The following is a 22,248-nucleotide window of genomic DNA, read 5'->3' as shown; positions in this document are numbered from 1 at the left end:
GCGGCATGATCCGCCGGACAGGCCCTAAGCGGAGTACGTGATCCATCCCTTCCGTGAGCGCCTCCCCCTGCCCGCTCCGGCTGCCGGAGTTCCGGGTGCGTGCGCCGCGCGACCCGGCGAGAATGTAGGGCGCCGGGACTAGCGGCGTGTCCTGCGCCGCGCCGGCCGTCCGGCACCGGGAGGTACCCCATGACCACCGCCGGAGAAATCATGCACCGTGGTGCCCAGTGGATCCCCGCCCACGAGACCCTGGACCGTGCCGCCCAGCTGATGCGTGAGCTCAACGTCGGAGCCCTGCCCATCAGCGACGCGAACGAACGGCTCTGCGGCATCCTCACCGACCGGGACATCGTGGTCGGCTGTGTGGCCATGGGCCACGACCCGGCCAAGGTCACGGCGGGCGAGATGGCCAAGGGCACGCCGCGCTGGATCGACGCCGGCGCCGATGTCAGCGAGGTGCTCCAGGAGATGGAGGACCACCAGATCCGCCGCCTGCCCGTCATCGAGAACAAGCGCCTGGTCGGCATGATCAGCGAGGCCGACCTGGCCCAGCACCTGACGGAGGACCAGATCGGCGCCTGGGCGGAGCGGGTCTACGCCAGGAGCACGGCACGCTGACCCGATGCCCTGCCTCGCCGGCACCGCAGCCCCGTCCGGCGCGCATCACGGGCCCGCTCAGAGCCAGCCGTTGCGCCGGAAACCGCGGTAGAGCACCAGGCAGACGAGGGATATGACGCCGATGACCATGCCGTAGCCGTATCGCCAGTGGAGCTCCGGCATGTGGTCGAAGTTCATTCCGTAGACCCCACAGACCATCGTCGGCACCGCGACGATCGCGGCCCATGCCGTGATCTTCCGCATGTCCTCGTTCTGCGCGACCGTCACCTGGGCGAGGTGGGCCTGCAGGATCGAGTTGAGCAGCTCGTCGAAGGCGGCTATCTGCTCCGTGGCCCGCTGCAGGTGGTCGGACACGTCGCGGAAGTAGGCCTGTATCTCCGGTTCCACCACCCGGATCGGCCGGTTGGCGAGATCCGCGAGCGGACGGCCGAGTGGGACCACCGCCCGCTTCAGCTCCAGCAGTTCACGCTTGAGCTGATAGATGCGGCCGGGATCCGCTCGCGCGCCGTTCTCCGCGAAGACATCGGTCTCGACGTGCTCGATGTCGGCCTGTACCGAGTCGATGACGTTGAGGTAGTCGTCGACCACATGGTCCGCGATCGCATGCAGCACCGCGGACGGCCCCTTGGCGAGCTGGCCGGGCTCCGCCTCCAGCTCCTCGCGCAGCGGGCCCAGCGAACCGTGCCGTCCGTGCCGCACGCTGATCACGAAGTCCTGGCCGACGAACACCATGATCTCGCCGGTGTTCACCACCTCGCTCGTGGCCGTGAGTTCCTCGTGCTCGACATAGCAGACCGTCTTGAACACCGCGAACAGCGTCTCCCCGTACCGCTCGACCTTCGGGCGCTGATGTGCCTCGATCGCGTCCTCGACGGCCAGCGGATGCAGGTCGAACAGCTCGGCGATGCCGGCGAACTCCTGGTTCGTCGGCTCGTGGAGACCGAGCCAGACGAAGCCGTCGCCGCTCTTGCGTACCCGCTCCACCGTGTCGACCAGGTCGCCACCGATGGGGACGCGGCCCCCTTCCTCGTACGCCACGCAGTTCACCACCGAGGTGCCCAGCGGGGATCGCGCGGGGTGGCTCAGGTCGACACGCCTGCGCCGCCGGGCCAGCCGCGCCACCTTGCGGAGGCCGTCGACCGTGCCGAGGCTCGTGACCTTCCGCAGATTCCCTGCCATGGACATCTGGATCTCCTTGCTCGGATCCCCTCGCGCCGCATCCTGCGCCTGTCGCGCCAGTGTGCCAGGGCCGCGTGAGCGGCGGGTAAGCCTGTGGAAACCATGGGTTCCGCTTGGTTCCGGCCTGTGGACAACGGGAGTTGGCCTGTGGGACCTGTGGCGGTCCCGTGGCGGGAATTACACCGCCTGGCGTCCGGCACGGGCCGACCGCCCGTCTCGATGCGCCCGGCGCCCGATACCTCATCCACCTCGTCGCGGACCTCCCGTCGCACCGGAGCGTCGACCCCTCCCGGCAAGTCGGATAAATGGGATGATCGCGGTATGACGTCAACGGACGGGTCTCTCCTCGACAACCGGCAGTCCGGGACGGGAGCGTGCTCCGAGGCCCTCACCACCCTCCGACACCATGGATCTTGCCGCGGTTCCGATGATTTCGGCGTGGGGACGCAAGGGGTGGACGTGAGGGGAACTGCCGCGCCCAGGAGGTGGTCGACAAGGCGGGCCAGGCTCGCCGTTCTGCCTGCTGTCAGCTGCTCACCGGAGGCCTGCCGCCCACCTGTTCGACCGCCCGCGCACCCGCCAGACACCCGTCCACCGCCGCGGCCTCGGGCTCGGAGCCGGCGAGCAGGGCGGTGAGGAACGCGCCCGTGAACGCGTCGCCGGCGCCGGTGGTGTCCAAGGGTCTCGCCGGTGCGGCGGGCACCCGACTGTGCACGGTGCCGGAGCGGGCGACCAGAGCCCCGTCCGCCCCCTGCTTGGCGACCACCAGCGGGACGTGGAGGCTCAGTTTCGCCGCCGCGTCCGCCGCATCCGGCAACCCGGTGAGCAGGCACGCCTCGTCCCGGCTGGGCAGCAGGACCTCCACCCCTTCGGCCGACGCAAGGAAACGGTCGACGCCCAGCTCCATGAGGAAACCGGCCGACGCCGGATCCAGACTCACCGGCACCCCACGCGCGCGTGCCGACGCCAGGGCCAGCGCCACCAGCGCGCGGCTCTGCTCGGAGAAGAGCAGGTAGCCGGACAGATGCAGCCATGCGACGCCGTCGAGCAAGGTGTCCGACCAGTCACCGGGCTCGAGACGCAGCGAGGCACCGCTGTCGGTGAGGAACGTCCGCTCTGCCGAAGCGCCCGAGTCGACGAGGCAGATCACCGTCCCGGTCGGCGCCTGCGGATCGATGACCAGACGTGACCGCACCCCGGCGGCGGCCAGCTCCCGCTCGTGCCACGCTGCCGCGTCCCTCCCCACCCGTCCGAGCAGTCGCACCTCCGCACAACCCCAATGGGCAGCCCAGCAGGCCACATTGGCGCCCGCACCACCGGGCACCGTCCGGATCACGGCGGCCGTGTCGGTACCCGCGGCCAGAGGCCCTCGATGCCGGGCGACGACGTCCGTCACCACGTCCCCGACCACCAGCAGCGCACCGCTCGGGGAGCCACGGCGGGCCGAAGCGGCCCCCGGCCCCGGCGTCCCCGAGCCGCTCACGCCCCGGCCCAGGCCGCCGCGATCCGTCCCGCCAGCCGTACGTTGCCACGAACTGCGGCCAGGTTGGCCCGCAGCGAGGCACCGTCGGTGTGCCGCACCAGATGGTCGAGCAGGAACGGTGTGACGGCCTGGCCGCTGACTCCCTCCTCCTCGCAGGCCCGCAGCGCGTCGGCGAGCACGCGTGCGTGCAGCCCGGGATCCAGTTGCTCCGCCTCCGGAACGGGGTTGGCCACGATCAGCGCCGAGTCCGGGACACCGAGCGCGTCCTGGGCCCGCATGACCTCCGCCACCTGCTGCGGGCTGTTCAGCGTCCAGTCCACCGGGTGTCCCGAGTCGGAGAGGTAGAAGCCGGGGAAACGGTCCGTGCCGTACCCGGCCACCGCGACGCCCAGTGTCTCCAGCCGCTGCAGAGTCGCCGGTACGTCCAGGATCGACTTCACCCCCGCGCACACCACCGTGATCCGCGTGCGCGCCAGCAGGCCCAGGTCGGCGGACTCGTCCTGCGTCACCGTCCACTGCCGGTGCACCCCGCCGAGCCCGCCGGTGGCGAAGACCCGCACTCCGGCCAGCGCCGCCAGCAGCGCGGTCGCGGAGACCGTGGTCGCCCCGCTCGCCCCGGAGGCAACGGCGAGGGCCAGGTCGCGGTGGCCCAGCTTACGGATCCCGTCCTCGTTGGCGACCCGCTCCAGCTGCTCCTTGTCCAGGCCGACCCGAGGCCGCCCGTCCAGCACGGCGATCGTCGCCGGGACGGCGCCCTCCTGCCGTACGGCCTCCTCCAGCTCGAGCGCCACCTGCAGATTGCGCGGCCGCGGCAGCCCGTGCGCGATGATCGTGGATTCCAGGGCCACCACGGGCCGACGCGCGTGGACCGCTTCCTGCACCTCTTCGGACACCACCAGCGTCACGCGCCTGCCTCCTGTCTGTCGGTCTTCCCTCATCTCTGGCGGGCGGCGGGTCCCGTCAAACCCTTGCGGCCGGTGAGGGACGACACCAGCCTGGGGGCATGACGGACAACACGACACGTCTCGATCACGTCGTCCTGTGGGTGCGCGACCCGGTCGCCGCCGCCGACTTCTACGAGAAGGCGGTGGGACTGGAGCCCCTGAGGGTCACCGAGTTCGCCGCGGGCGAGGTGTCCTTCCCTTCCGTACGCCTCAATGACGAGACCATCTTCGACCTCGCACCTCTCAGCATGGCCGAACGCATGAACATGCTCCCCGACGCCGCCGGGAGCGCGGGCCACCCTGTCAACCACGTCTGCCTGGCACTGTCGGAGCACGACTTCGACGCATTGCGCACACGCCTGGAGGAGCGCTCGGTCCCCGTCTCGGACATCTCCCGCGACTCCTTCGGCGCACGCGGCAAGGCACCCCGCAGCTTCTACTTCCGCGATCCGGACGGCAACGTCCTGGAGGCACGTCACTACGCGTGAGTGGGCCCGGGCCTCAGAACAGAGGCTCGGGCAGCACGCCCTCCAGCGCCAGCAGCCTCCGCTTGGTCTCCAGACCGCCGCCGAACCCGCCGATGCCGCCGTCGCTCTCGACGACCCGGTGGCAGGGCACGACCACCGGCAGCGGGTTGGAGCCCATCGCCATGCCCACCGCCTGGGCCGCGCCCGGCTGGCCGACCCGGTCGGCCAGATCGCCGTAACCGACCACTGTGCCGTACGGCACGCCGGACGCCAGCTCGCGCAGCACCTGACGGTTGAAGCCCGAGATCAAAGACCAGTCCAGCGGCAGCCGGAAGTCCCGCCGTTCACCCGCGAAGTAGGCCTCCACCTGACGTATCGCCTCGGCCAGCAGGGGAGAGCCGGGTGCTTCGACCGGCTCGGCGCCCAGCCGGGACGCCAGCCGGTCGAGCGCCCTGTCACGCACCGCGTCCGTGGCGTGGAACACGACGTTGACCAGGCCCTCGGTCGTCGCGGCCAGCAACAGCGGACCGATGTCGCTGTCGACGACGGTCCACACGACCTGCTGCTCGTCCTGCCCATGGCTGTCCATGCGCCCACCGTACGACCCGCCACTGACAATGACCGGCGACCGGCCCCCGGGACCGTCACTCCCCGCCGAGTGCCTCGCGCACCACGTCGGGCTTGTTGGTGATGATGCCGTCGACGCCGTACCTGGCGACCCGCCGGGCGGTGGCCGCATCGTCCACGGTCCAGGTGAAGACCTCCAGCGGCCTGCCGTGGGCGCCGGTGAAGCCGTGGACGGCGGAGACATAGCGGGCCGAGAGGGTGCCGTACGACGGGTTGATCTGGTCGACGAAGCGCGCGTACCCGGAAACCTCCGCCATGGACGGTGTCCCGAGGAACCCCGTCCTGACGGTGGGCTTCAGCTCGTGGACGGTCCGCACACTGTCCGCGCTGAAGCTCTGCACGATCAGCCGGCCCGTGAGGTGCTGCCGGTCGAGCCAGCCTTCGTTGCCGAGGAGCTTGAGCGTCTGCTGCTCGATTCCCGGATACAGCTCCGGCTTCTTGATTTCGAGAAGGAGCTTCTGGTGATGGTGCTCGACTCGACGCAGGTACTCCTTGAGCGTCGGCACGCGCGCGCCCGCATAGGAGGGGGCGAACCAGCTCCCCGCGTCGAGGCGTGCGATCTCGGCGGCCGTGAAGTCCTTCACCTTCCAGGGCGCGCGGTCGGGGAAGATCTCCTCCACGTCGGTGGTGCGCTGCAGGCTGTCGTCGTGGATCACCACGAGCTCGCCGTCCTTGGTCCGCTGCACATCGTTCTCGACCCACTGGATGCCCAGCTCGGCCGCCTTGTCGACGGCGGCGAGGGTGTTCTCGGGCGCCTGCGCCGAGGCGCCCCGGTGGGCGATGACCACAGGCTGCCCGACAGCACTGTCGGCGCCGGCGTCGGCGGCAGGGAACAACAGGGCGACGGTCCCCAGGAGCGCGGTGGTCGTGGCGGCAACTGCGCGCGCGTGCATGCGTACTCCTCGCGTCGAAGAATCACGGACGGCTCCACCGTGACAGCAGAGGGTCAACGCCAGAGGGGTACAGGATGGCCACAGATTGAATGGTGATGCCCGAGACCGCTCACCACAGCGGCACAACTGGGGCAGGGACGTGTTTCTTTGCCGGAAAATCGTTCGAGCATTCCGGTGCGAGTCATACTCTCTGCCTCAACCCTGACCGTTCGTTGCGGTCCTGGGAGGGGGCGTACATCAGGGCATTCCGGGACGAAAGAGGGCGGAAGGGTAGCCGCGCATGCAAGGCACGGTCGACGGATTCAGCTACGGCCTCGTCACACCCGTGGTGGCCTACCTCATGGCCTGCCTCGGCGGTGCACTCGGCCTGCGCTGCACCACGAGATCCATGCTCGTGGCCGGCTCCTGGCGCCCCGGATGGCTCGCCCTGGGCTCCGCGGCGATCGGTTCCGGCATATGGACCATGCACTTCATCGCGATGATGGGCTTCAAGGTCAAAGAGGCGCCGATCCACTACGACAAACCGATGACGTACGCCAGCCTGGGCATCGCCATCGTGATGGTCGGCATCGGGATCTTCATCGTCGGCTACCGGGGCGCCAGGGGCACCGCCCTGTTCACCGGAGGCACCATCACCGGCCTCGGCATCGCGTCGATGCACTACCTGGGCATGGCCGGCATGCAGCTGAACGGCAAACTGGAGTACAACACGCTCACCGTCGCCGCCTCCGTCGTCATAGCCATGGTCGCCGCCACGGCCGCACTGTGGGCGGCCGGACAGGTCAGAGGACTGTGGTGGAGCGTGGGCGCCAGCCTCATCATGGGGCTCGCGGTCAGCGGCATGCACTACACGGGCATGGCAGCCCTCAGCGTCCACCTCCACGCCCCCGCCGACCCGTCCACGGGGGACTCACCGGCGGCGCTGCTCGCCCCCATGCTGATCGGCCCCCTCGCCTTCCTCTGCCTCGCGGGCGTCGTCGTGCTGTTCGACCCCCTCATGGTCATGGGCAAGCCCCACTGGCCCCGAGCCGAAGACAAGCCCGGCGTCCCGGCCCACGCGCCCGACCGGCCCCACCAGCCCCGCCGCATCGCACTCCGCTCCCGCCGGCAGCCGACCCGCCAGCGCTCCCGCACCCCGCAGAACTGGTGATCCGAGCCCGTTGTCAGTGCGGGGTCGTACGGTGGACTCCATGCGGCCCGTTTCCAACATCGAACGCACGGTGGCGCCCTTCGAGGTCGTCAGCCCCTACCAGCCGAGCGGCGACCAGCCGACGGCCATCGCCGATCTCGCCCGGCGCATCGAAGCCGGTGAGAAGGACGTCGTCCTCCTCGGCGCGACCGGCACCGGCAAGTCCGCCACCACCGCGTGGATGATCGAGAAGCTTCAGCGCCCCACCCTGGTGATGGCCCCGAACAAGACCCTGGCCGCCCAGCTGGCGAACGAGTTCAGAGAGCTTCTGCCGAACAACGCCGTCGAGTACTTCGTCTCGTACTACGACTACTACCAGCCCGAGGCCTACGTCCCGCAGTCGGACACCTACATCGAGAAGGACTCCTCGATCAACGAGGAGGTCGAGCGCCTGCGCCACTCCGCGACCAACTCGCTGCTCACCCGCCGCGACGTCGTCGTGGTCGCCTCGGTCTCCTGCATCTACGGTCTCGGTACGCCGCAGGAGTACGTCGACCGCATGGTCCCGCTCAGGGTCGGCGAGGAGATCGACCGCGACGAGCTGCTGCGCCGCTTCGTGGACATCCAGTACACGCGCAACGACATGGCCTTCACCCGCGGCACCTTCCGGGTGCGCGGCGACACCATCGAGATCTTTCCGGTCTACGAGGAGCTGGCCGTCCGCATCGAGATGTTCGGCGACGAGATCGAGGCGCTGTCCACCCTCCACCCGCTCACCGGTGAGATCGTCAGCGACGACGAACAGCTGTACGTCTTCCCGGCCTCCCACTACGTCGCGGGCCCCGAGCGCATGGAGCGGGCCATCAACGACATCGAGAAGGAACTCGGCGAGCGCCTGGCCGAGCTGGAGAAGCAGGGCAAGCTCCTGGAGGCCCAGCGCCTCAGGATGCGGACGACGTACGACATCGAGATGCTCCGCCAGATCGGCACCTGCTCCGGCGTGGAGAACTACTCGATGCACTTCGACGGCCGCCTGCCCGGCTCCGCGCCGAACACCCTGCTGGACTACTTCCCCGAGGACTTCCTGCTCGTCATCGACGAGTCGCATGTCACCGTGCCGCAGATCGGCGCCATGTACGAGGGCGACGCCTCCCGCAAGCGCACCCTCGTCGAGCACGGCTTCCGGCTGCCCTCCGCTCTGGACAACCGCCCCCTGAAGTGGGAGGAGTTCCAGGAGCGCATCGGGCAGACCGTCTACCTCTCGGCGACCCCGGGCACCTACGAGCTCTCCCGCGGGGACGGCGTCGTCGAGCAGATCATCCGCCCCACCGGCCTGGTCGACCCGGAGGTCGTCGTCAAGCCCACCGAGGGTCAGATCGACGACCTGGTGCACGAGATCCGCACGCGCGTGGAGAAGGACGAGCGCGTCCTGGTCACCACGCTCACCAAGAAGATGGCCGAGGACCTCACCGACTACTTCCTGGAACTCGGCATCCAGGTCCGCTATCTGCACAGCGACGTCGACACCCTGCGCCGCGTCGAGCTGCTGCGCGAACTGCGCTCCGGCGAGTTCGATGTGCTGGTCGGCATCAACCTCCTGCGTGAGGGCCTGGACCTGCCCGAGGTCTCCCTCGTGGCGATCCTCGACGCCGACAAGGAGGGCTTCCTGCGCTCCGGCACCTCACTGATCCAGACCATCGGCCGCGCGGCACGTAATGTCTCCGGCCAGGTCCACATGTACGCCGACAAGATCACCCCGGCGATGGAGAAGGCCATCGAGGAGACCAACCGCCGCCGGGAGAAGCAGGTCGCGTACAACAAGGCGAACGGCGTCGACCCTCAGCCGCTGCGCAAGAAGATCAACGACATCGTCGCGCAGATCGCGCGCGAGGACGTCGACACCGAGCAGCTGCTCGGTACGGGCTACCGCAAGGCGAAGAAGGACGGCCGCGGCACCAAGGCCCCGGTGCCTTCCCTGGGCGAGCACGCGGTCAAGGGCGGGAAGGCGGCCAAGAGGGCCAAGGGCAAGGCCGGGGAAACCGTGCCCACCGACCGTCCCGCGGCCGAACTCGCCGAGCAGATCGAAGAGCTGACCGCGCGGATGCGCGCCGCAGCCGCGGACCTGCAGTTCGAGATCGCCGCCCGGCTGCGCGACGAGGTCTCCGAGATGAAGAAGGAACTCCGCCAGATGAAGGAGGCGGGACTGGCCTGACGGGCCACGGAGGCCTCAGTGACCTCGCCGGGAATGCGCTGTGTTGCAAGACCGACACAAAGTGCGGACCGGGGTACGGCACTGTCAGTGCCCCTGCGTAGGGTTCTGGTCATCCGCGGTATCGCGGCAACAGGGGAATGCTCGAGAGGGGAAACAGCGCGTGACCGTCAACATGACCAAGGGTCAGGCCATCAGTCTGCAGAAGAACGACGGCGGCAGCCTGACCGCGGTGCGCATGGGTCTCGGCTGGCAGGCGGCCCCGCGCCGCGGCCTGTTCGGTTCGCGCACCCGGGAGATCGACCTCGACGCCTCCGCCGTCCTGTTCGCGGACAAGCAGCCGGTCGACGTCGTCTTCTTCCGCCACCTGGTGAGCGATGACGGCTCCGTTCGGCACACAGGTGACAACCTCGTCGGCGGTGTCGGCCAGGGCGGCGACGACGAGGCGATCCTCGTCGACCTGCAGCGCCTCCCGGTCCACATCGACCAGATCGTCTTCACCGTGAACTCCTTCACGGGCCAGACCTTCCAGGAGGTGCAGAACGCGTTCTGCCGCCTCGTCGACGAGACCAACGGCCAGGAGCTCGCCCGCTACACGCTGGCGGGCGGCGGCCAGTACACGGCCCAGATCATGGCGAAGGTGCACCGCAATGGCCCGGGCTGGACGATGACGGCCCTCGGCAACCCGGCCAACGGTCGCACCTTCCAGGACCTGATGCCGGCGATCCTGCCGCTCCTTTAGGGCGGGCCCGGCGAGCGGCACACGACACCGACACACGACACAGGGGGACGAAGGCGATGACGGCCGAGCTGGTGCGGGGGCAGAACCACCCGCTCTCCCAGGCCCGTCTCGAGATCCGGGTCTCGGCCGGCACGCCGATCGTGGCCGTGGCCACGCTCAGCGACGACCAGGGCAAGGTCCACGCGGTGGAGCGGGTGGCCCACCCGGGCGCACCCACCCTGCCCGGACTTGAGGTCCCCCGGCAGGCGGCCGCCGACCATCGCCTCGCGGTGGATCTGGACGCCATGCCGGACACGGTGCACCGCGTCCATGTGCTGCTCGCCCTGCCCAACGGCGTCGGGGGAGGGCCGAACCGCTTCGGTGCCCTGGCCGCCCCCTTCGTCGCGGTCACCGGGCTGGACGGAACCGAGGTCGCCAGCTACACGATCACCGGCCTGGAAGCGGAAACGGCCGTCGTCGCCCTGGAGCTCTACCGCCGCCAGGGCGCCTGGAAGGTGCGCGCGGTCGGTCAGGGCTATGCGGGCGGGCTCGCCGAGCTCTTCACCGACCAGCACCTGCCCCAGGCTCACCAGCTCGCCGGCACCATAAACGACGCCGTGGCCCGCGGACTGGCCCGCTCCGTGGCGGCGCCCCCACCGCGCACGGCGGACGGTGACCGCACGAGGCAGTCGGCCGCCCCCACCCTCGGCCCGGACCAGAGCAGCTCACCCTACGGCGCCCAGAGCCCTCAGGCCGGCGCGGGATCCCGTACGGGCTACCCCGGAGGGCCGGCCTCGGCCGACCCGTCCGCCCTCACGGAGCCGTCCGCGCCCACCGCCGCCGGTCCGATCGACTACAACCATCCCCGTCGGCAGAACGGGGCGCCGCCCCCGCCCCCGCCGACCGCGCCCCCTGCGGCGCCGGGTCAGCCCGCCCAGCCCATCGCGGGCGACGCCACCGGCTGGTCCATGGACGAGCGGCTCTACAACCAGGTGTGGGGCATGTTCGAGGACCTGGCCCGCACCACGGCCGCCTACCGCAGCGCAGTCGACTTCGCCGAATCGCGCATGGACAAGGAGCTGGAGCAGGTCCTGTCCGACCCGCGCGGCCGGATCGGGGGGCAGGCCGACGCCGCGCGCGAGGCCGCCCGCGCCCGGCACACCCAGCTCGTCGACCAGGCCAAAGAGGCCCTCGACCGGGATGTCGCCCAGCTCACCGCCGAGGCCGCTGTCGTCGAACCCGCGCTGCCACCGGCGTACGCGGGCTGGGACAACCCCGTCTGGCACGGCTACCGGGTGCCGATGGAGATGCCGATGGCTCTGCGCCTGGGCGAGCTGCATCTGCCCGAGTGTGCCCAGCTGCGCATCCCGATGCTGGTCCGGTTGCCGCTGGAGCGCAGCCTGTGGATCGACAGCGGACGTGCCGGGGCGCTCGACGGCTCGTTCGCCGACTCGCACGATCTGCGGCGTCTGGCGATGGAGTCGGCGGTGGCCCACGCGGCCCGGCTGCTCGCCGTGCATCCGGCGGGCGAGTTCACCGTGCATGTGATCGACCCGGCCGGTTCCGGAGCGCAGGCGCTGGCACCGCTGGTGCAGACCGGGGCGCTCGCGGCGCCGCCCGCCGTAGGTGCCGCCGGTGTGGCGGACGTCCTGGCCAGACTCACTCAGCGCGTCGACCTCGTGCAGATGGCGGTGCGGGGCGGCGCGGCCGACGCCCTGCCACCGGGCATGGACACCTCCCAGCACCTGCTGGTGGTCAACGACTTCCCGCACGGCTTCGACGACCGGGCGGTGACCCAGCTGCGCTATCTCGCCGACGAGGGCCCGGCCGTCGGCGTCCATCTGATGATGGTGGCCGACCGCGAGGACTCCGCGGGTTACGGACCGCTGCTCGACCCCCTGTGGCGTTCGCTTCTGCGACTGACTCCGGTGGCCGACGATCACCTCGCCGACCCGTGGGTGGGGCACGCCTGGACGTACGAGCCGCCGGTCGTGCCCTCCGGCAGTCAGGTGCTCCAGCAGGTGCTCACGCAGGTGGCCGCGGCTCGCCGCGCATGGCACCGGTGACCGTCACCCCCGCCCGCACCAAGCGCATATAAAGCGCCCTGACCTGCACCTTTGGTCATTCTTTTACTAACCACTTTGCCTTTCCTTGGTGATTGGGTACTCTTTTCGGCACGGAGGGGAGTACTCCCTGACTACTGCGGCGTACCCGTCAATACGGATCAGGCCAGATCCCGGGGCGCCGGCCCATTTGTGGGTGGAAGAGACCTCCGGCAGCGACGACGCTGACTGACTGTTTGCCGTTACGTACTGCCGGAGGCGCAGTGGATGTTTCCCTGACCCTGTGGGTCCTGACCGTCGTAGGACTGGCCGCACTGATCGCGGTCGACTTCTTCATCGGCCGCAAGCCACACGACGTATCGATCAAGGAAGCCGGGATCTGGACCGTCGTCTGGATCGTGCTGGCAGGCCTCTTCGGCCTCGGGCTGCTCGTCTTCGGCGGAGGCCAGCCCGCCGGTGAGTTCTTCGCCGGCTTCATCACCGAGAAATCGCTGAGTGTCGACAACCTCTTCGTCTTCGTGCTGATCATGGCGAAGTTCGCCGTGCCCTCGCAGTACCAGCAGCGGGTGCTCCTCATCGGCGTACTCATAGCCCTCGTACTGCGCGCGATCTTCATCGCCGCGGGCGCCGCGATCATCGCCAGCTTCTCGTGGGTGTTCTACATCTTCGGCGCCTTCCTGATCTACACGGCCTGGAAGCTCATCCAGGAGGCCCGGGCCGAGGAGGAGGACGAGGAGTACGAGGAGAGCAAGCTGCTCAAGGCGGCCGAGCGGCGCTTCGGTGTGGCCGACCGCTACCACGGCACCAAGCTGTGGATCCAGCAGAACGGCAAGCGGGTCATGACCCCGATGCTGGTCGTGATCCTCGCGATCGGCACCACGGACGTGCTCTTCGCGCTCGACTCGATCCCCGCGATCTTCGGTCTCACGCAGGACCCGTACATCGTGTTCACGGCCAACGCCTTCGCGCTGATGGGCCTCAGGCAGCTGTACTTCCTCATCGGCGGCCTGCTGAAGAAGCTGGTCCACCTGTCGTACGGCCTGTCGATCATCCTCGGCTTCATCGGCGTGAAGCTGGTGCTGCACGCCCTGCACGAGTCCGGGGTCCACGTCCCCGAGATCAGCATCCCGGTCTCGCTCGGCGTGATCTGCTCGGTCCTGGTCATCACCACGATCACCAGCCTCCGGGCCTCCAAGAAGCAGGCGGCCGCCGAAGCGGCGCAGGCGCCGAGCGAGGGCGCTCCGAAGGACAGCATCGACGCCTGACCGCGCGGAGACGCGAGAGCAACGCAGTCAGGGCGGTGTGCGGCGGATTGCCGTCCACCGCCCTGGTCGTTCGTGCGGACATTGATGCCGAGACCGCACCCACCGAACCGATGGAGGAGACCAGGACGACCGCTGTCCCGTGGTGATGGAGTCCAACGCGCAGGCGTGCGCAGGAGGAGGCGATGTGAAGCAGCGAACCCGAGACGACAAGGCCCACACCGACCGGAATGCGGGGCCCCGGCCCGTCTGCGACGATCGCCGCATGACCCCTCGGCTCAGGTCGCTCACGACCCGGTGGACGTCCCTCGTGCCGGTGCTCGCGGTGGTCCTGCTCATCTTCACCTGGGGACGGGATCTGCCGGCCGCGGTCGTAGCGGTGGTCACCGTGGTGCTGGCCGGGGCGGTCCTGGCCGCCGTGCACCATGCCGAGGTCGTTGCCCACCGGGTCGGCGAGCCCTTCGGTTCGCTCGTCCTCGCCGTCGCCGTCACCATCATCGAAGTCGCCCTGATCGTCACCCTGATGGCCGACGGCGGCGCCAAGAGTTCGACCCTGGCCAGGGACACCGTCTTCGCGGCGGTGATGATCACCTGCAACGGCGTCGTCGGCCTCAGCCTCCTCGTGGGCTCCCTGCGCCACGGCACGGCCGTCTTCAACCCCGAGGGCACCGGCGCCGCCCTCGCGACCGTCGCGACGCTCGCCACACTCAGCCTGGTGCTGCCCACGTTCACCACGAGCAAGCCGGGCCCGGAGTTCTCCGGCGTACAGCTCACCTTCGCCGCAGTGTCCTCGCTGATCCTCTACGGGCTGTTCGTGGCGACCCAGACCGTACGGCACCGCGACTACTTCCTGCCCATCACCCGGCAGGGCGAGGTGATCACCGCGGACGACCACGCCGAAGCGCCGTCCGCGCGCACCGCGTGGATCAGCCTGGCCCTGCTGGGGCTCGCGCTGGTGGGGGTGGTCGGACTGGCCAAGGGTGTGTCGCCCACCATCGAGTCCGCGGTGGCGGCCGCCGGTCTGCACCACGCCGTCGTCGGCGTGATCATCGCGCTGCTCGTCCTGCTCCCCGAGACCATCGCCGCGCTGCGCTCCGCCCGCCGCGACCGTGTGCAGACCAGCCTCAACCTCGCCCTCGGCTCCGCGATGGCCAGCATCGGCCTGACCATTCCCGCAGTCGCCCTGGCTTCCATCTGGCTCTCCGGACCCCTGGTCCTCGGCCTCGGCGCCACCCACATGGTGCTGCTCGCGCTCACCGTCGTGGTGACCTCCCTGACCGTGGTGCCGGGCCGGGCCACACCCCTCCAGGGAGGCGTCCACCTGGTGATGTTCGCGGCCTACCTGGAACTCGCGATCAATCCCTAGGGGCGTACGAGCCACCCATGGACGTCGTGCGTCAGCCGGCCGTCGCCTCTGCCGCCGCCACCCGCACCGGGCGGGTCTCCGGGAGCAGCGCGAAGCACCCCAGGCTGAGCAACGCAATGGTCGTGAGGTATGCGGCCACGCCCCAGGGCACCCGACCGCCCTGCTCGGCCAGCGCTGTCGCCACGATCGGGGTGAGCGCGCCACCGAGGACGCCGCCGAGGTTGTAGCCCACCGCGGCGCCCGTGCAGCGCACCCGGGGCTCGTACAGCTCCGGCAGATACGCGGCGATCACGGCGAACATCGTGATGAACGCGAGCATCGCCCCGACGAAGCCCAGGAACATCGGCAGCGGCGCGCCCGTCGCGAGGAGCGCGACCATCGGGAACATCCACAGGGCGGCGACAGCGCACCCGATCAGGCACAGAGGCCGCCGCCCGTACCGGTCGCCGAGCAGCGCCATCAGCGGTGTGAGTGAGCCCTTCACCACCACCGCGCCCATGATGCAGGTCAGCATGACGCTGCGGCTCACACCGAGCCGCTCCGTGGCGTACGCGAGCGACCAGGTCGTCACGGCGTAGAAGATCGCGTATCCGATCGACAGCCCCCCGGCCGTCAGCAGGAGGAGCCGCCAGTGGTCGCGTACCACCTCGGCGAGCGGCACGCGCGCGTGGTCGTCGATTTCGAGGAACCGGGGGCTCTCGGCGAGCGACGACCGCAGCCACAGCCCCACCAGGGCCAGCACCCCTGCCGCCCAGAACGGCACCCGCCATCCCCAGGCGGCGAACTGGGCGTCGGACAGCGTCGCCGACAGCCCCAGCACCACGCCGTTGGCGAGCAGGAAGCCCAGCGCCGGCCCGACCTGCGGGAAGCTCGACCACAGACCTCGCCGTTCGGCAGGCGCGTGCTCCACGGTCAGCAGCACGGCCCCGCCCCACTCGCCGCCGAGCCCCAGCCCCTGCAGAAAGCGCAGCACAAGCAGCAGGAGGGGAGCGGTCACACCGATCGTGTCGTACGTCGGTACGCAGCCGACCGCGACCGTGGAGACGCCGGTCAGCAGCAGCGAGGCGATGAGGACCGGCCGGCGTCCGTGCCGGTCCCCGATGTGCCCGAACAGCACCGATCCCAGTGGCCGCGCCACAAAGCCCACCCCGAACGTCGCGAAGGCGGCCAGGGTCCCCGCCACCGGCGAGAACGTCGGGAAGAACAGTGGCCCCAGGACCAGCGCCGCGGCGGTCCCGTAGACGAAGAAGTCGTAGAACTCGATGGCCGTTCCGGCGAGCGAGGCGGCCGCGAGCCGCAGCATGGAGGGCGCCCTTACGATGCGTACGTCGTGCATGCCGCGTCAACTACCCACAGTGACGGCGAGTTACGGGGGCGCGCGGGGGCGATCGGCCCCGTCAGTATGTGACGGTGATGCGCCGGGCGGGCCCGTCGACGCGCACCAGGCCGCCGTAAGGGATCACCAGTTGCGGACCGGTGTGCCCGAAGTCGACGTCGAAGACGATCGTGGTGTCCGGGGCATAGGCCTCCATGGCGCGCAGGACGGCCTCGCGCTGCTCGGCGGCGTAACGAGCGGCCTCCTCCGCGCTGTTGGGGCGGTCGAAGGACCAGGTCTTCGCGCGGCCCATCAGCAGCGCCGGGAAGCGCTGGAGCAGCCCGCGCTCGCCCATGTTCCGCAGGGTGCGGAAGACCTCCGTGCCGCTCGGCATCTCCTCCGAGGTCTCCAGGAGCAGTACGCCGCCGTCGAACTCCGAGAGGTCGTGCGGGATCTCCCGGTCGGCCATCAGCAGCCAGCCGAAGATCTCCAGGCAGCCGCCCCAACTGCGGCCCTCCACCACCCGCTCGGGGTTCACCCAGCTCCACCCGGCGCCGGGCCGCGTCTCCGGCTCCGCCTCGAAGGTCGCCGGGTCGGCCCAGCCGCGGTCGACGTCGTTCCAACGCTCGGCGGGCTTCAACTCATACTCGCCCGACGTGAACAGCGCCGCCCGCAGCGACTCCGCCGTCAGCGGGTCCATGGCCACCGGGCGGCCCAGCGCGGTCATCACCGTCGCGCCGTGGTAGCCGACGATTCCGGTGTTGCGCAGAAAGGCGAGCAGGTTCGTGTTGTCGCTCATCCCGAAGAACGGCTTCGGGTTCGCCCGGATCAACTCCCGGTCCAGCAGCGGCAGCACGGTGATCTGGTCGTCGCCGCCGATCGACGCCATGACCGCCTTGATGTCGGGGTCGGCGAACGCGGCGTGGATGTCGTCGGCCCGCTCCTGCGGGGTCGAACCCATCTTGCGAGTCGCCGGGTACTCGACCGGTTCGAGTTCGTAGTCCTTGCGCAGCCGCTCCAGGCCCAGTTCGAAGGGGCGTGGGAAGAGTCCGGGAAGGCCCGCGCCAGGCGAGATGACGGCGATGCGGTCGCCGGGGGAGGGCTTGGGCGGATACGAGATCACGGTCATACCCGGAGGGTATGACTCATGGCGTGGTCCGTGCACCGTGATAAACCGGGGTCTGAGCAGCGGTCATCGACGGACCGCTCGACCCCGAACGGACCGGAGGAACCGTGCCCCGCACCCTGGCCAACGCCCCGATCATGATCCTCAACGGCCCCAACCTGAACCTGCTCGGCCAGCGCCAGCCGGAGATCTACGGCTCCGAGACCCTGGCCGACGTCGAGGCCCTGTGCGCCAAGGCGGCGGCCGCGCACGGCGGCACGATCGACTTCCGGCAGTCCAACCACGAGGGTGAGCTGGTCGACTGGATCCACGAGGCGCGGCTGAACCACTGCGGCATCGTCATCAACCCCGGCGCCTACTCGCACACATCCGTTGCGATCCTGGATGCGCTCAACACCTGTGACGGCCTCCCAGTGTTGGAGGTCCATATCTCCAACATCCACAAGCGCGAGTCGTTCCGGCACCACTCGTACGTCTCCCTGCGCGCCGACGGGGTCATCGCGGGGTGCGGAGTCCAGGGGTATGTGTTCGGGGTGGAGCGGGTCGCGGCGCTGGTCGGGTCGGCACAGGCAGACGCACAGTCCTGAAGCGCCGTCAGGGCGGCGCTGGGGTACGGGACTTGCCCGGGCCGCCGGCCGAGGGCGGGGATCGATGGGACCGGCGGCCCATACCGCGCAGGTGCCGTCATCCCGCGCGGGGCTGCTTCCAGTTGACCGCGCAACCGCGTGCGCGGGGAGTGCGCGCGGGGGGCCGGCGCGTGCAGAGGATTCACACGGGGCGCGCGTTCGGCGATTCACGCCCCCCGGGGACGGGGGTCACCACCCCCGTGCGTGCCACTCCGGCAGATGCGGCCGCTCGGCTCCCAGCGTGGTGTCGTTGCCGTGCCCCGGGTAGACCCACGTCTCGTCCGGAAGTACGTCGAAGATCTTCGTCTCGACGTCGTGGATCAGACTGGCGAACGCCTTGGGATTCTTGTGGGTGTTGCCCACACCTCCCGGGAAGAGACAGTCCCCCGTGAACACATGCGGGTGCCCGTGCGGGTCGTCGTAGACGAGGGCGATCGAGCCCGGCGTGTGCCCGACCAGATGGCGCGCGGTGAGCTCCACGCGCCCGACCCGGATGGTGTCGCCGTCGTCGACCGCGACGTCGGTCGGTACGGGGATTCCGTCGGCGTCGTCCCGGCCCGCGTAGGTGCGTGCTCCCGTGGCTGCCACGACCTCGGCGAGCGCCTGCCAGTGGTCGCCGTGCCGGTGCGTGGTGACGACGGACGCGATGCCGTCGTCACCGATCATGCCGAGCAGCGTGTGGGCGTCGTTCGCCGCGTCGATCAGCAGTTGCTCGTCCGTGGCCCGGCAGCGCAGCAGATAGGCGTTGTTGTCCATCGGGCCCACCGCGATCTTGGTGATCATCAGGTCCTTCAGCTCGTGCACGTCCGCCGGGCCGCCGACCGTCACCTGTCCGCTGTACGTCATGGTGGCAGCCTATCGCCGGGAGTCCGGGCCGGGGCCCGCAGAGGGGCCACCGTGGGTGGCCGGGAGCGGCGGGCATGACCCCGGCCCGGAGCAGGGCGGGCCGCCCGTCGGCTACAGGGGTGGAAGCGTCGGCAGGGGACCGCCCGACACGGTCAGGCCGGCTCCGTCGCGGCGGCCGGCGAGCCAGCCCAGAAGGTCGGCCCGGGATCCCGTCACGGTGATCTCGGGTTCAGGCGCTGCGCTGCCCGTGCTCCACGCGCGCGTGCCGTCCGTCAGCCGGGTGGACGGCACCTCTGGATGACCGGTGAACCTGTCCGCGAGGAAGTCGATCTCCCGCTCCACGAACTCCGCCGGCAGATCCTCCAGCTCGTAGCCGATGCCGAGGTCCACATGGTGCAGCTCGACCTCGGCCCACCGCCGGAAGGGCAACCGGGACGCGGAGTCGGTGACGCCGTTGCGCAGCTCCACCGTGCGCGACCAGTCGGCGGGCACGGCCGCCGCCTCCTGGAAGCGGGCCGCGCTCTCGCGGAGATCACCGAGCTGGACGTCCAGCGGACGGGGCGCGTCCCGCTCGATGTCGGCGTCCCGGGCCCGGCCGGAGACGTACATGGGACGGCCCTCCAGGACGTTCGCGAGGGCGTCCGCGTTGCGGGCGAGGTGGGCGAGAACATGACCGCGGCTCCAGCCGGGGAGCCGTGACGGTTGCGACACGGACGCGTTGTCCAGCTTGCCGACCGCGATGAGCAGCCGTTCGGTCGCTTCACGTACAGACACCAGGTCACGCGCGTGATCAGTCATGACGCCGACCCTAGCTCCGCCACACGTTCGGGTGAAGGTGGTGGGCCCGGCCCGTAAATCGAATGCGCGTGCTATATGGTCGGCTGTGGCGTCGGGCATGCTGGATGGTCGGGGATTGCTATGCAACTCGGGAATCCGACCGGCGTTGTCAGTGGCTCCCCCTAGTCTGAGAAAGCACGGGGGCCCCGCCCCTGTCACTTCTCTCAAGAAAGGTGCGGACCGGCGTGGCCGACCGTCTCATCGTCCGTGGCGCGCGCGAGCACAATCTGAAGAACGTCTCGCTCGACCTGCCCCGGGACTCGCTCATCGTCTTCACGGGCCTTTCGGGGTCGGGCAAGTCCTCCCTGGCCTTCGACACCATCTTCGCCGAGGGTCAGCGGCGCTACGTGGAGTCGCTCTCCTCGTACGCCCGTCAGTTCCTCGGCCAGATGGACAAGCCGGACGTCGACTTCATCGAGGGTCTGTCCCCGGCTGTCTCGATCGACCAGAAGTCGACCTCGCGCAACCCGCGCTCCACGGTCGGCACCATCACCGAGGTCTACGACTATCTGCGTCTGCTCTTCGCGCGGATCGGCAAGCCGCACTGCCCGGAATGCGGCCGCCCGATCTCGCGGCAGTCGCCGCAGGCCATCGTCGACAAGGTCCTGGAGCTGCCGGAGGGGAGCCGCTTCCAGGTGCTGTCGCCGCTGGTGCGCGAGCGCAAGGGCGAGTTCGTCGACCTGTTCGCCGATCTCCAGACCAAGGGCTACTCCCGCGCACGGGTGGACGGCGAGACGATCCAGCTCTCCAACCCGCCCACGCTGAAGAAGCAGGAGAAGCACACCATCGAGGTGGTCGTCGACCGTCTCACGGTGAAGGACTCCGCCAAGCGCCGCCTCACCGACTCCGTGGAGACCGCCCTCGGCCTGTCCGGCGGCATGGTCGTGCTCGACTTCGTCGACCTCCCCGAGGGCGACCCCGAGCGCGAGCGCATGTACTCGGAGCACCTGTACTGCCCGTACGACGACCTCTCCTTCGAGGAGCTGGAGCCGCGCTCCTTCTCCTTCAACTCGCCCTTCGGGGCCTGCCCCGACTGCACCGGCATCGGCACGCGCATGGAGGTCGACCCCGAGCTGATCGTCCCGGACGAGGAGAAGTCCCTCGACGAGGGCGCCATCCACCCCTGGTCGCACGGGCACACCAAGGACTACTTCGGCCGCCTGATCGGCGCCCTCGCGGACGCGCTGGGATTCCGGACGGACATCCCCTTCGCGGGCCTGCCACAGCGTGCCCGGAAGGCGCTGCTCCACGGCCACAAGACACAGATCGAGGTCCGCTACCGCAACCGGTACGGCCGCGAGCGCGTCTACACCACGCCCTTCGAAGGCGCCGTCCCCTTCGTCAAGCGCCGGCACAGCGAGGCCGAGAGCGACGCCAGCCGCGAGCGCTTCGAGGGCTACATGCGCGAGGTGCCCTGCCCCACCTGTGAGGGCACGCGCCTGAAGCCGATAGTCCTCGCAGTCACGATCATGGAGAAGTCGATCGCGGAGGTCTCCGCGATGTCGATCAGCGACTGCGCGGAGTTCCTGGGCGAGCTGAAGCTCAACGCCCGGGACAAGAAGATCGCCGAGCGCGTGCTGAAGGAGGTCAACGAGCGGCTGCGCTTCCTGGTCGACGTCGGCCTGGACTACCTCTCGCTGAACCGCGCCGCCGGCACGCTGTCCGGTGGCGAGGCCCAGCGCATCCGCCTGGCCACCCAGATCGGCTCCGGCCTCGTCGGCGTCCTCTACGTCCTCGACGAGCCGTCCATCGGCCTGCACCAGCGCGACAACCACCGGCTGATCGAGACCCTGGTCCGGCTACGCGACATGGGCAACACGCTCATCGTCGTCGAGCACGACGAGGACACGATCAAGACCGCCGACTGGGTCGTCGACATCGGCCCCGGCGCGGGCGAGCACGGCGGCAAGGTCGTGCACAGCGGCTCCCTGAAGGAGCTGCTCGCCAACGAGGAGTCGCAGACCGGTCAGTACCTCGCCGGGAAGAAGTCCATCCCGATGCCGGACATCCGTCGCCCCCGCGACCCGTCCCGGCAGCTCACCGTGCACGGTGCCCGCGAGAACAACCTCCAGGACATCGACGTGTCCTTCCCGCTGGGTGTGTTCACCGCGGTCACGGGCGTGTCCGGCTCCGGAAAGTCGACGCTGGTCAACGACATCCTGTACACGCACCTGGCCCGCGAGCTGAACGGCGCGAGGAACGTACCCGGGCGGCACACGCGCGTGGACGGCGACGACCTCGTCGACAAGGTCGTGCACGTCGACCAGTCGCCCATCGGTCGCACCCCGCGGTCGAACCCGGCGACGTACACCGGTGTCTTCGACCACATCCGCAAGCTGTTCGCCGAGACGACCGAGGCGAAGGTCCGCGGCTACATGCCCGGCCGGTTTTCCTTCAACGTCAAGGGCGGCCGCTGCGAGAACTGCTCGGGCGACGGCACGATCAAGATCGAGATGAACTTCCTCCCGGACGTCTACGTTCCGTGCGAGGTCTGCCACGGCGCCCGCTACAACCGGGAGACGCTGGAGGTCCACTAC

Annotated in this window: 19 protein-coding genes; 10 read left to right on the top strand and 9 right to left on the bottom strand. The window is 69.7% G+C overall.

The window, feature by feature from the left end:
* Positions 1 to 189: 189 nt before the first annotated feature.
* The gene (locus ACTWQJ_RS19570) at positions 190 to 618 is read left to right on the top strand and encodes a CBS domain-containing protein (protein ID WP_224740369.1); all 429 of its coding nucleotides are present in this window, start codon (positions 190 to 192) and stop codon (positions 616 to 618) included.
* Between the two features lie 57 nt (positions 619 to 675).
* On the opposite strand, the gene ACTWQJ_RS19565 is transcribed toward ACTWQJ_RS19570, so the two are convergent.
* The 3 genes from ACTWQJ_RS19565 to ACTWQJ_RS19555 form a co-directional block, all read right to left on the bottom strand.
* The gene (locus ACTWQJ_RS19565) at positions 676 to 1,803 is read right to left on the bottom strand and encodes a magnesium and cobalt transport protein CorA (protein ID WP_443307918.1); all 1,128 of its coding nucleotides are present in this window, start codon (positions 1,801 to 1,803) and stop codon (positions 676 to 678) included.
* A gap of 520 nt (positions 1,804 to 2,323) precedes the next feature.
* Complete coding sequence (locus tag ACTWQJ_RS19560; protein WP_443307917.1) at positions 2,324 to 3,280, bottom strand: carbohydrate kinase family protein; 957 nt, start codon at positions 3,278 to 3,280, stop codon at positions 2,324 to 2,326.
* On the bottom strand, positions 3,277 to 4,218 hold the full coding sequence (locus ACTWQJ_RS19555) for a pseudouridine-5'-phosphate glycosidase (RefSeq protein ID WP_443307916.1): 942 nt from the start codon (positions 4,216 to 4,218) through the stop codon (positions 3,277 to 3,279). Before ACTWQJ_RS19555 ends, ACTWQJ_RS19560 begins: the two co-directional genes overlap by 4 nt.
* Positions 4,219 to 4,283: 65 nt before the next feature.
* Between ACTWQJ_RS19555 and ACTWQJ_RS19550 the strand changes: the two genes are divergently transcribed.
* The gene (locus ACTWQJ_RS19550; RefSeq protein ID WP_385509219.1) at positions 4,284 to 4,712 is read left to right on the top strand and encodes a VOC family protein; all 429 of its coding nucleotides are present in this window, start codon (positions 4,284 to 4,286) and stop codon (positions 4,710 to 4,712) included.
* Between the two features lie 13 nt (positions 4,713 to 4,725).
* Here ACTWQJ_RS19550 and ACTWQJ_RS19545 read toward each other — a convergent pair whose 3' ends face one another.
* On the bottom strand, positions 4,726 to 5,280 hold the full coding sequence (locus tag ACTWQJ_RS19545; protein WP_385509218.1) for a methylated-DNA--[protein]-cysteine S-methyltransferase: 555 nt from the start codon (positions 5,278 to 5,280) through the stop codon (positions 4,726 to 4,728).
* Between the two features lie 55 nt (positions 5,281 to 5,335).
* Positions 5,336 to 6,211 carry a glycerophosphodiester phosphodiesterase gene (locus ACTWQJ_RS19540; protein ID WP_443307915.1) on the bottom strand — a complete coding sequence of 292 codons (876 nt, stop codon included), beginning with the start codon at positions 6,209 to 6,211 and terminating at the stop codon, positions 5,336 to 5,338.
* Positions 6,212 to 6,491: 280 nt separating this feature from the next.
* Here ACTWQJ_RS19540 and ACTWQJ_RS19535 point away from each other — a divergent pair, with 280 nt between their 5' ends.
* The 6 genes from ACTWQJ_RS19535 (at position 6,492) to ACTWQJ_RS19510 (ending at position 14,961) form a co-directional block, all read left to right on the top strand.
* Positions 6,492 to 7,361, top strand: a complete 870-nt coding sequence (locus tag ACTWQJ_RS19535; RefSeq protein WP_443307914.1) for an MHYT domain-containing protein — start codon at positions 6,492 to 6,494, stop codon at positions 7,359 to 7,361.
* A gap of 40 nt (positions 7,362 to 7,401) precedes the next feature.
* Positions 7,402 to 9,552 (top strand): excinuclease ABC subunit UvrB, encoded by a 2,151-nt coding sequence (gene uvrB / locus ACTWQJ_RS19530; RefSeq protein ID WP_443307913.1) that lies wholly within the window; start codon positions 7,402 to 7,404, stop codon positions 9,550 to 9,552.
* A gap of 160 nt (positions 9,553 to 9,712) precedes the next feature.
* On the top strand, positions 9,713 to 10,291 hold the full coding sequence (locus ACTWQJ_RS19525) for a TerD family protein (RefSeq protein WP_129797301.1): 579 nt from the start codon (positions 9,713 to 9,715) through the stop codon (positions 10,289 to 10,291).
* A gap of 56 nt (positions 10,292 to 10,347) precedes the next feature.
* Positions 10,348 to 12,336 (top strand): TerD family protein, encoded by a 1,989-nt coding sequence (locus ACTWQJ_RS19520; protein ID WP_443307912.1) that lies wholly within the window; start codon positions 10,348 to 10,350, stop codon positions 12,334 to 12,336.
* 260 nt (positions 12,337 to 12,596) lie between these two features.
* Entirely contained in the window at positions 12,597 to 13,598 is a 1,002-nt protein-coding gene (locus ACTWQJ_RS19515) for a TerC/Alx family metal homeostasis membrane protein (RefSeq protein WP_443307911.1), read from the top strand.
* Positions 13,599 to 13,860: 262 nt separating this feature from the next.
* A complete protein-coding gene (locus ACTWQJ_RS19510) occupies positions 13,861 to 14,961 on the top strand; it encodes a calcium:proton antiporter (protein ID WP_443307910.1) in 1,101 nt (366 codons plus the stop codon).
* A gap of 31 nt (positions 14,962 to 14,992) precedes the next feature.
* On the opposite strand, the gene ACTWQJ_RS19505 is transcribed toward ACTWQJ_RS19510, so the two are convergent.
* Both ACTWQJ_RS19505 and ACTWQJ_RS19500 read right to left on the bottom strand, forming a co-directional pair.
* The gene (locus ACTWQJ_RS19505) at positions 14,993 to 16,264 is read right to left on the bottom strand and encodes an MFS transporter (protein WP_443307909.1); all 1,272 of its coding nucleotides are present in this window, start codon (positions 16,262 to 16,264) and stop codon (positions 14,993 to 14,995) included.
* 94 nt (positions 16,265 to 16,358) lie between these two features.
* The gene (locus ACTWQJ_RS19500; protein ID WP_443307908.1) at positions 16,359 to 17,405 is read right to left on the bottom strand and encodes a S66 family peptidase; all 1,047 of its coding nucleotides are present in this window, start codon (positions 17,403 to 17,405) and stop codon (positions 16,359 to 16,361) included.
* A gap of 104 nt (positions 17,406 to 17,509) precedes the next feature.
* Here ACTWQJ_RS19500 and aroQ point away from each other — a divergent pair, with 104 nt between their 5' ends.
* Entirely contained in the window at positions 17,510 to 17,989 is a 480-nt protein-coding gene (aroQ, locus tag ACTWQJ_RS19495; protein ID WP_443307907.1) for a type II 3-dehydroquinate dehydratase, read from the top strand.
* Positions 17,990 to 18,217: 228 nt separating this feature from the next.
* Here the strand turns inward: aroQ and ACTWQJ_RS19490 are convergent, their stop codons facing one another.
* Positions 18,218 to 18,874 carry an MBL fold metallo-hydrolase gene (locus ACTWQJ_RS19490; protein ID WP_443307906.1) on the bottom strand — a complete coding sequence of 219 codons (657 nt, stop codon included), beginning with the start codon at positions 18,872 to 18,874 and terminating at the stop codon, positions 18,218 to 18,220.
* Positions 18,875 to 18,985: 111 nt separating this feature from the next.
* Positions 18,986 to 19,672 carry a maleylpyruvate isomerase family mycothiol-dependent enzyme gene (locus ACTWQJ_RS19485; RefSeq protein WP_443307905.1) on the bottom strand — a complete coding sequence of 229 codons (687 nt, stop codon included), beginning with the start codon at positions 19,670 to 19,672 and terminating at the stop codon, positions 18,986 to 18,988.
* Positions 19,673 to 19,896: 224 nt separating this feature from the next.
* Here ACTWQJ_RS19485 and uvrA point away from each other — a divergent pair.
* The coding region (uvrA, locus tag ACTWQJ_RS19480) for an excinuclease ABC subunit UvrA (RefSeq protein ID WP_443307904.1) at positions 19,897 to 22,248 on the top strand (2,352 nt) is incomplete at its 3' end.

This window comes from Streptomyces sp. KR55, assembly GCF_052245645.1.
Lineage (GTDB): Bacteria > Actinomycetota > Actinomycetes > Streptomycetales > Streptomycetaceae > Streptomyces > Streptomyces flavusporus.
This window is presented reverse-complemented; position numbering and strand designations above follow the sequence as displayed.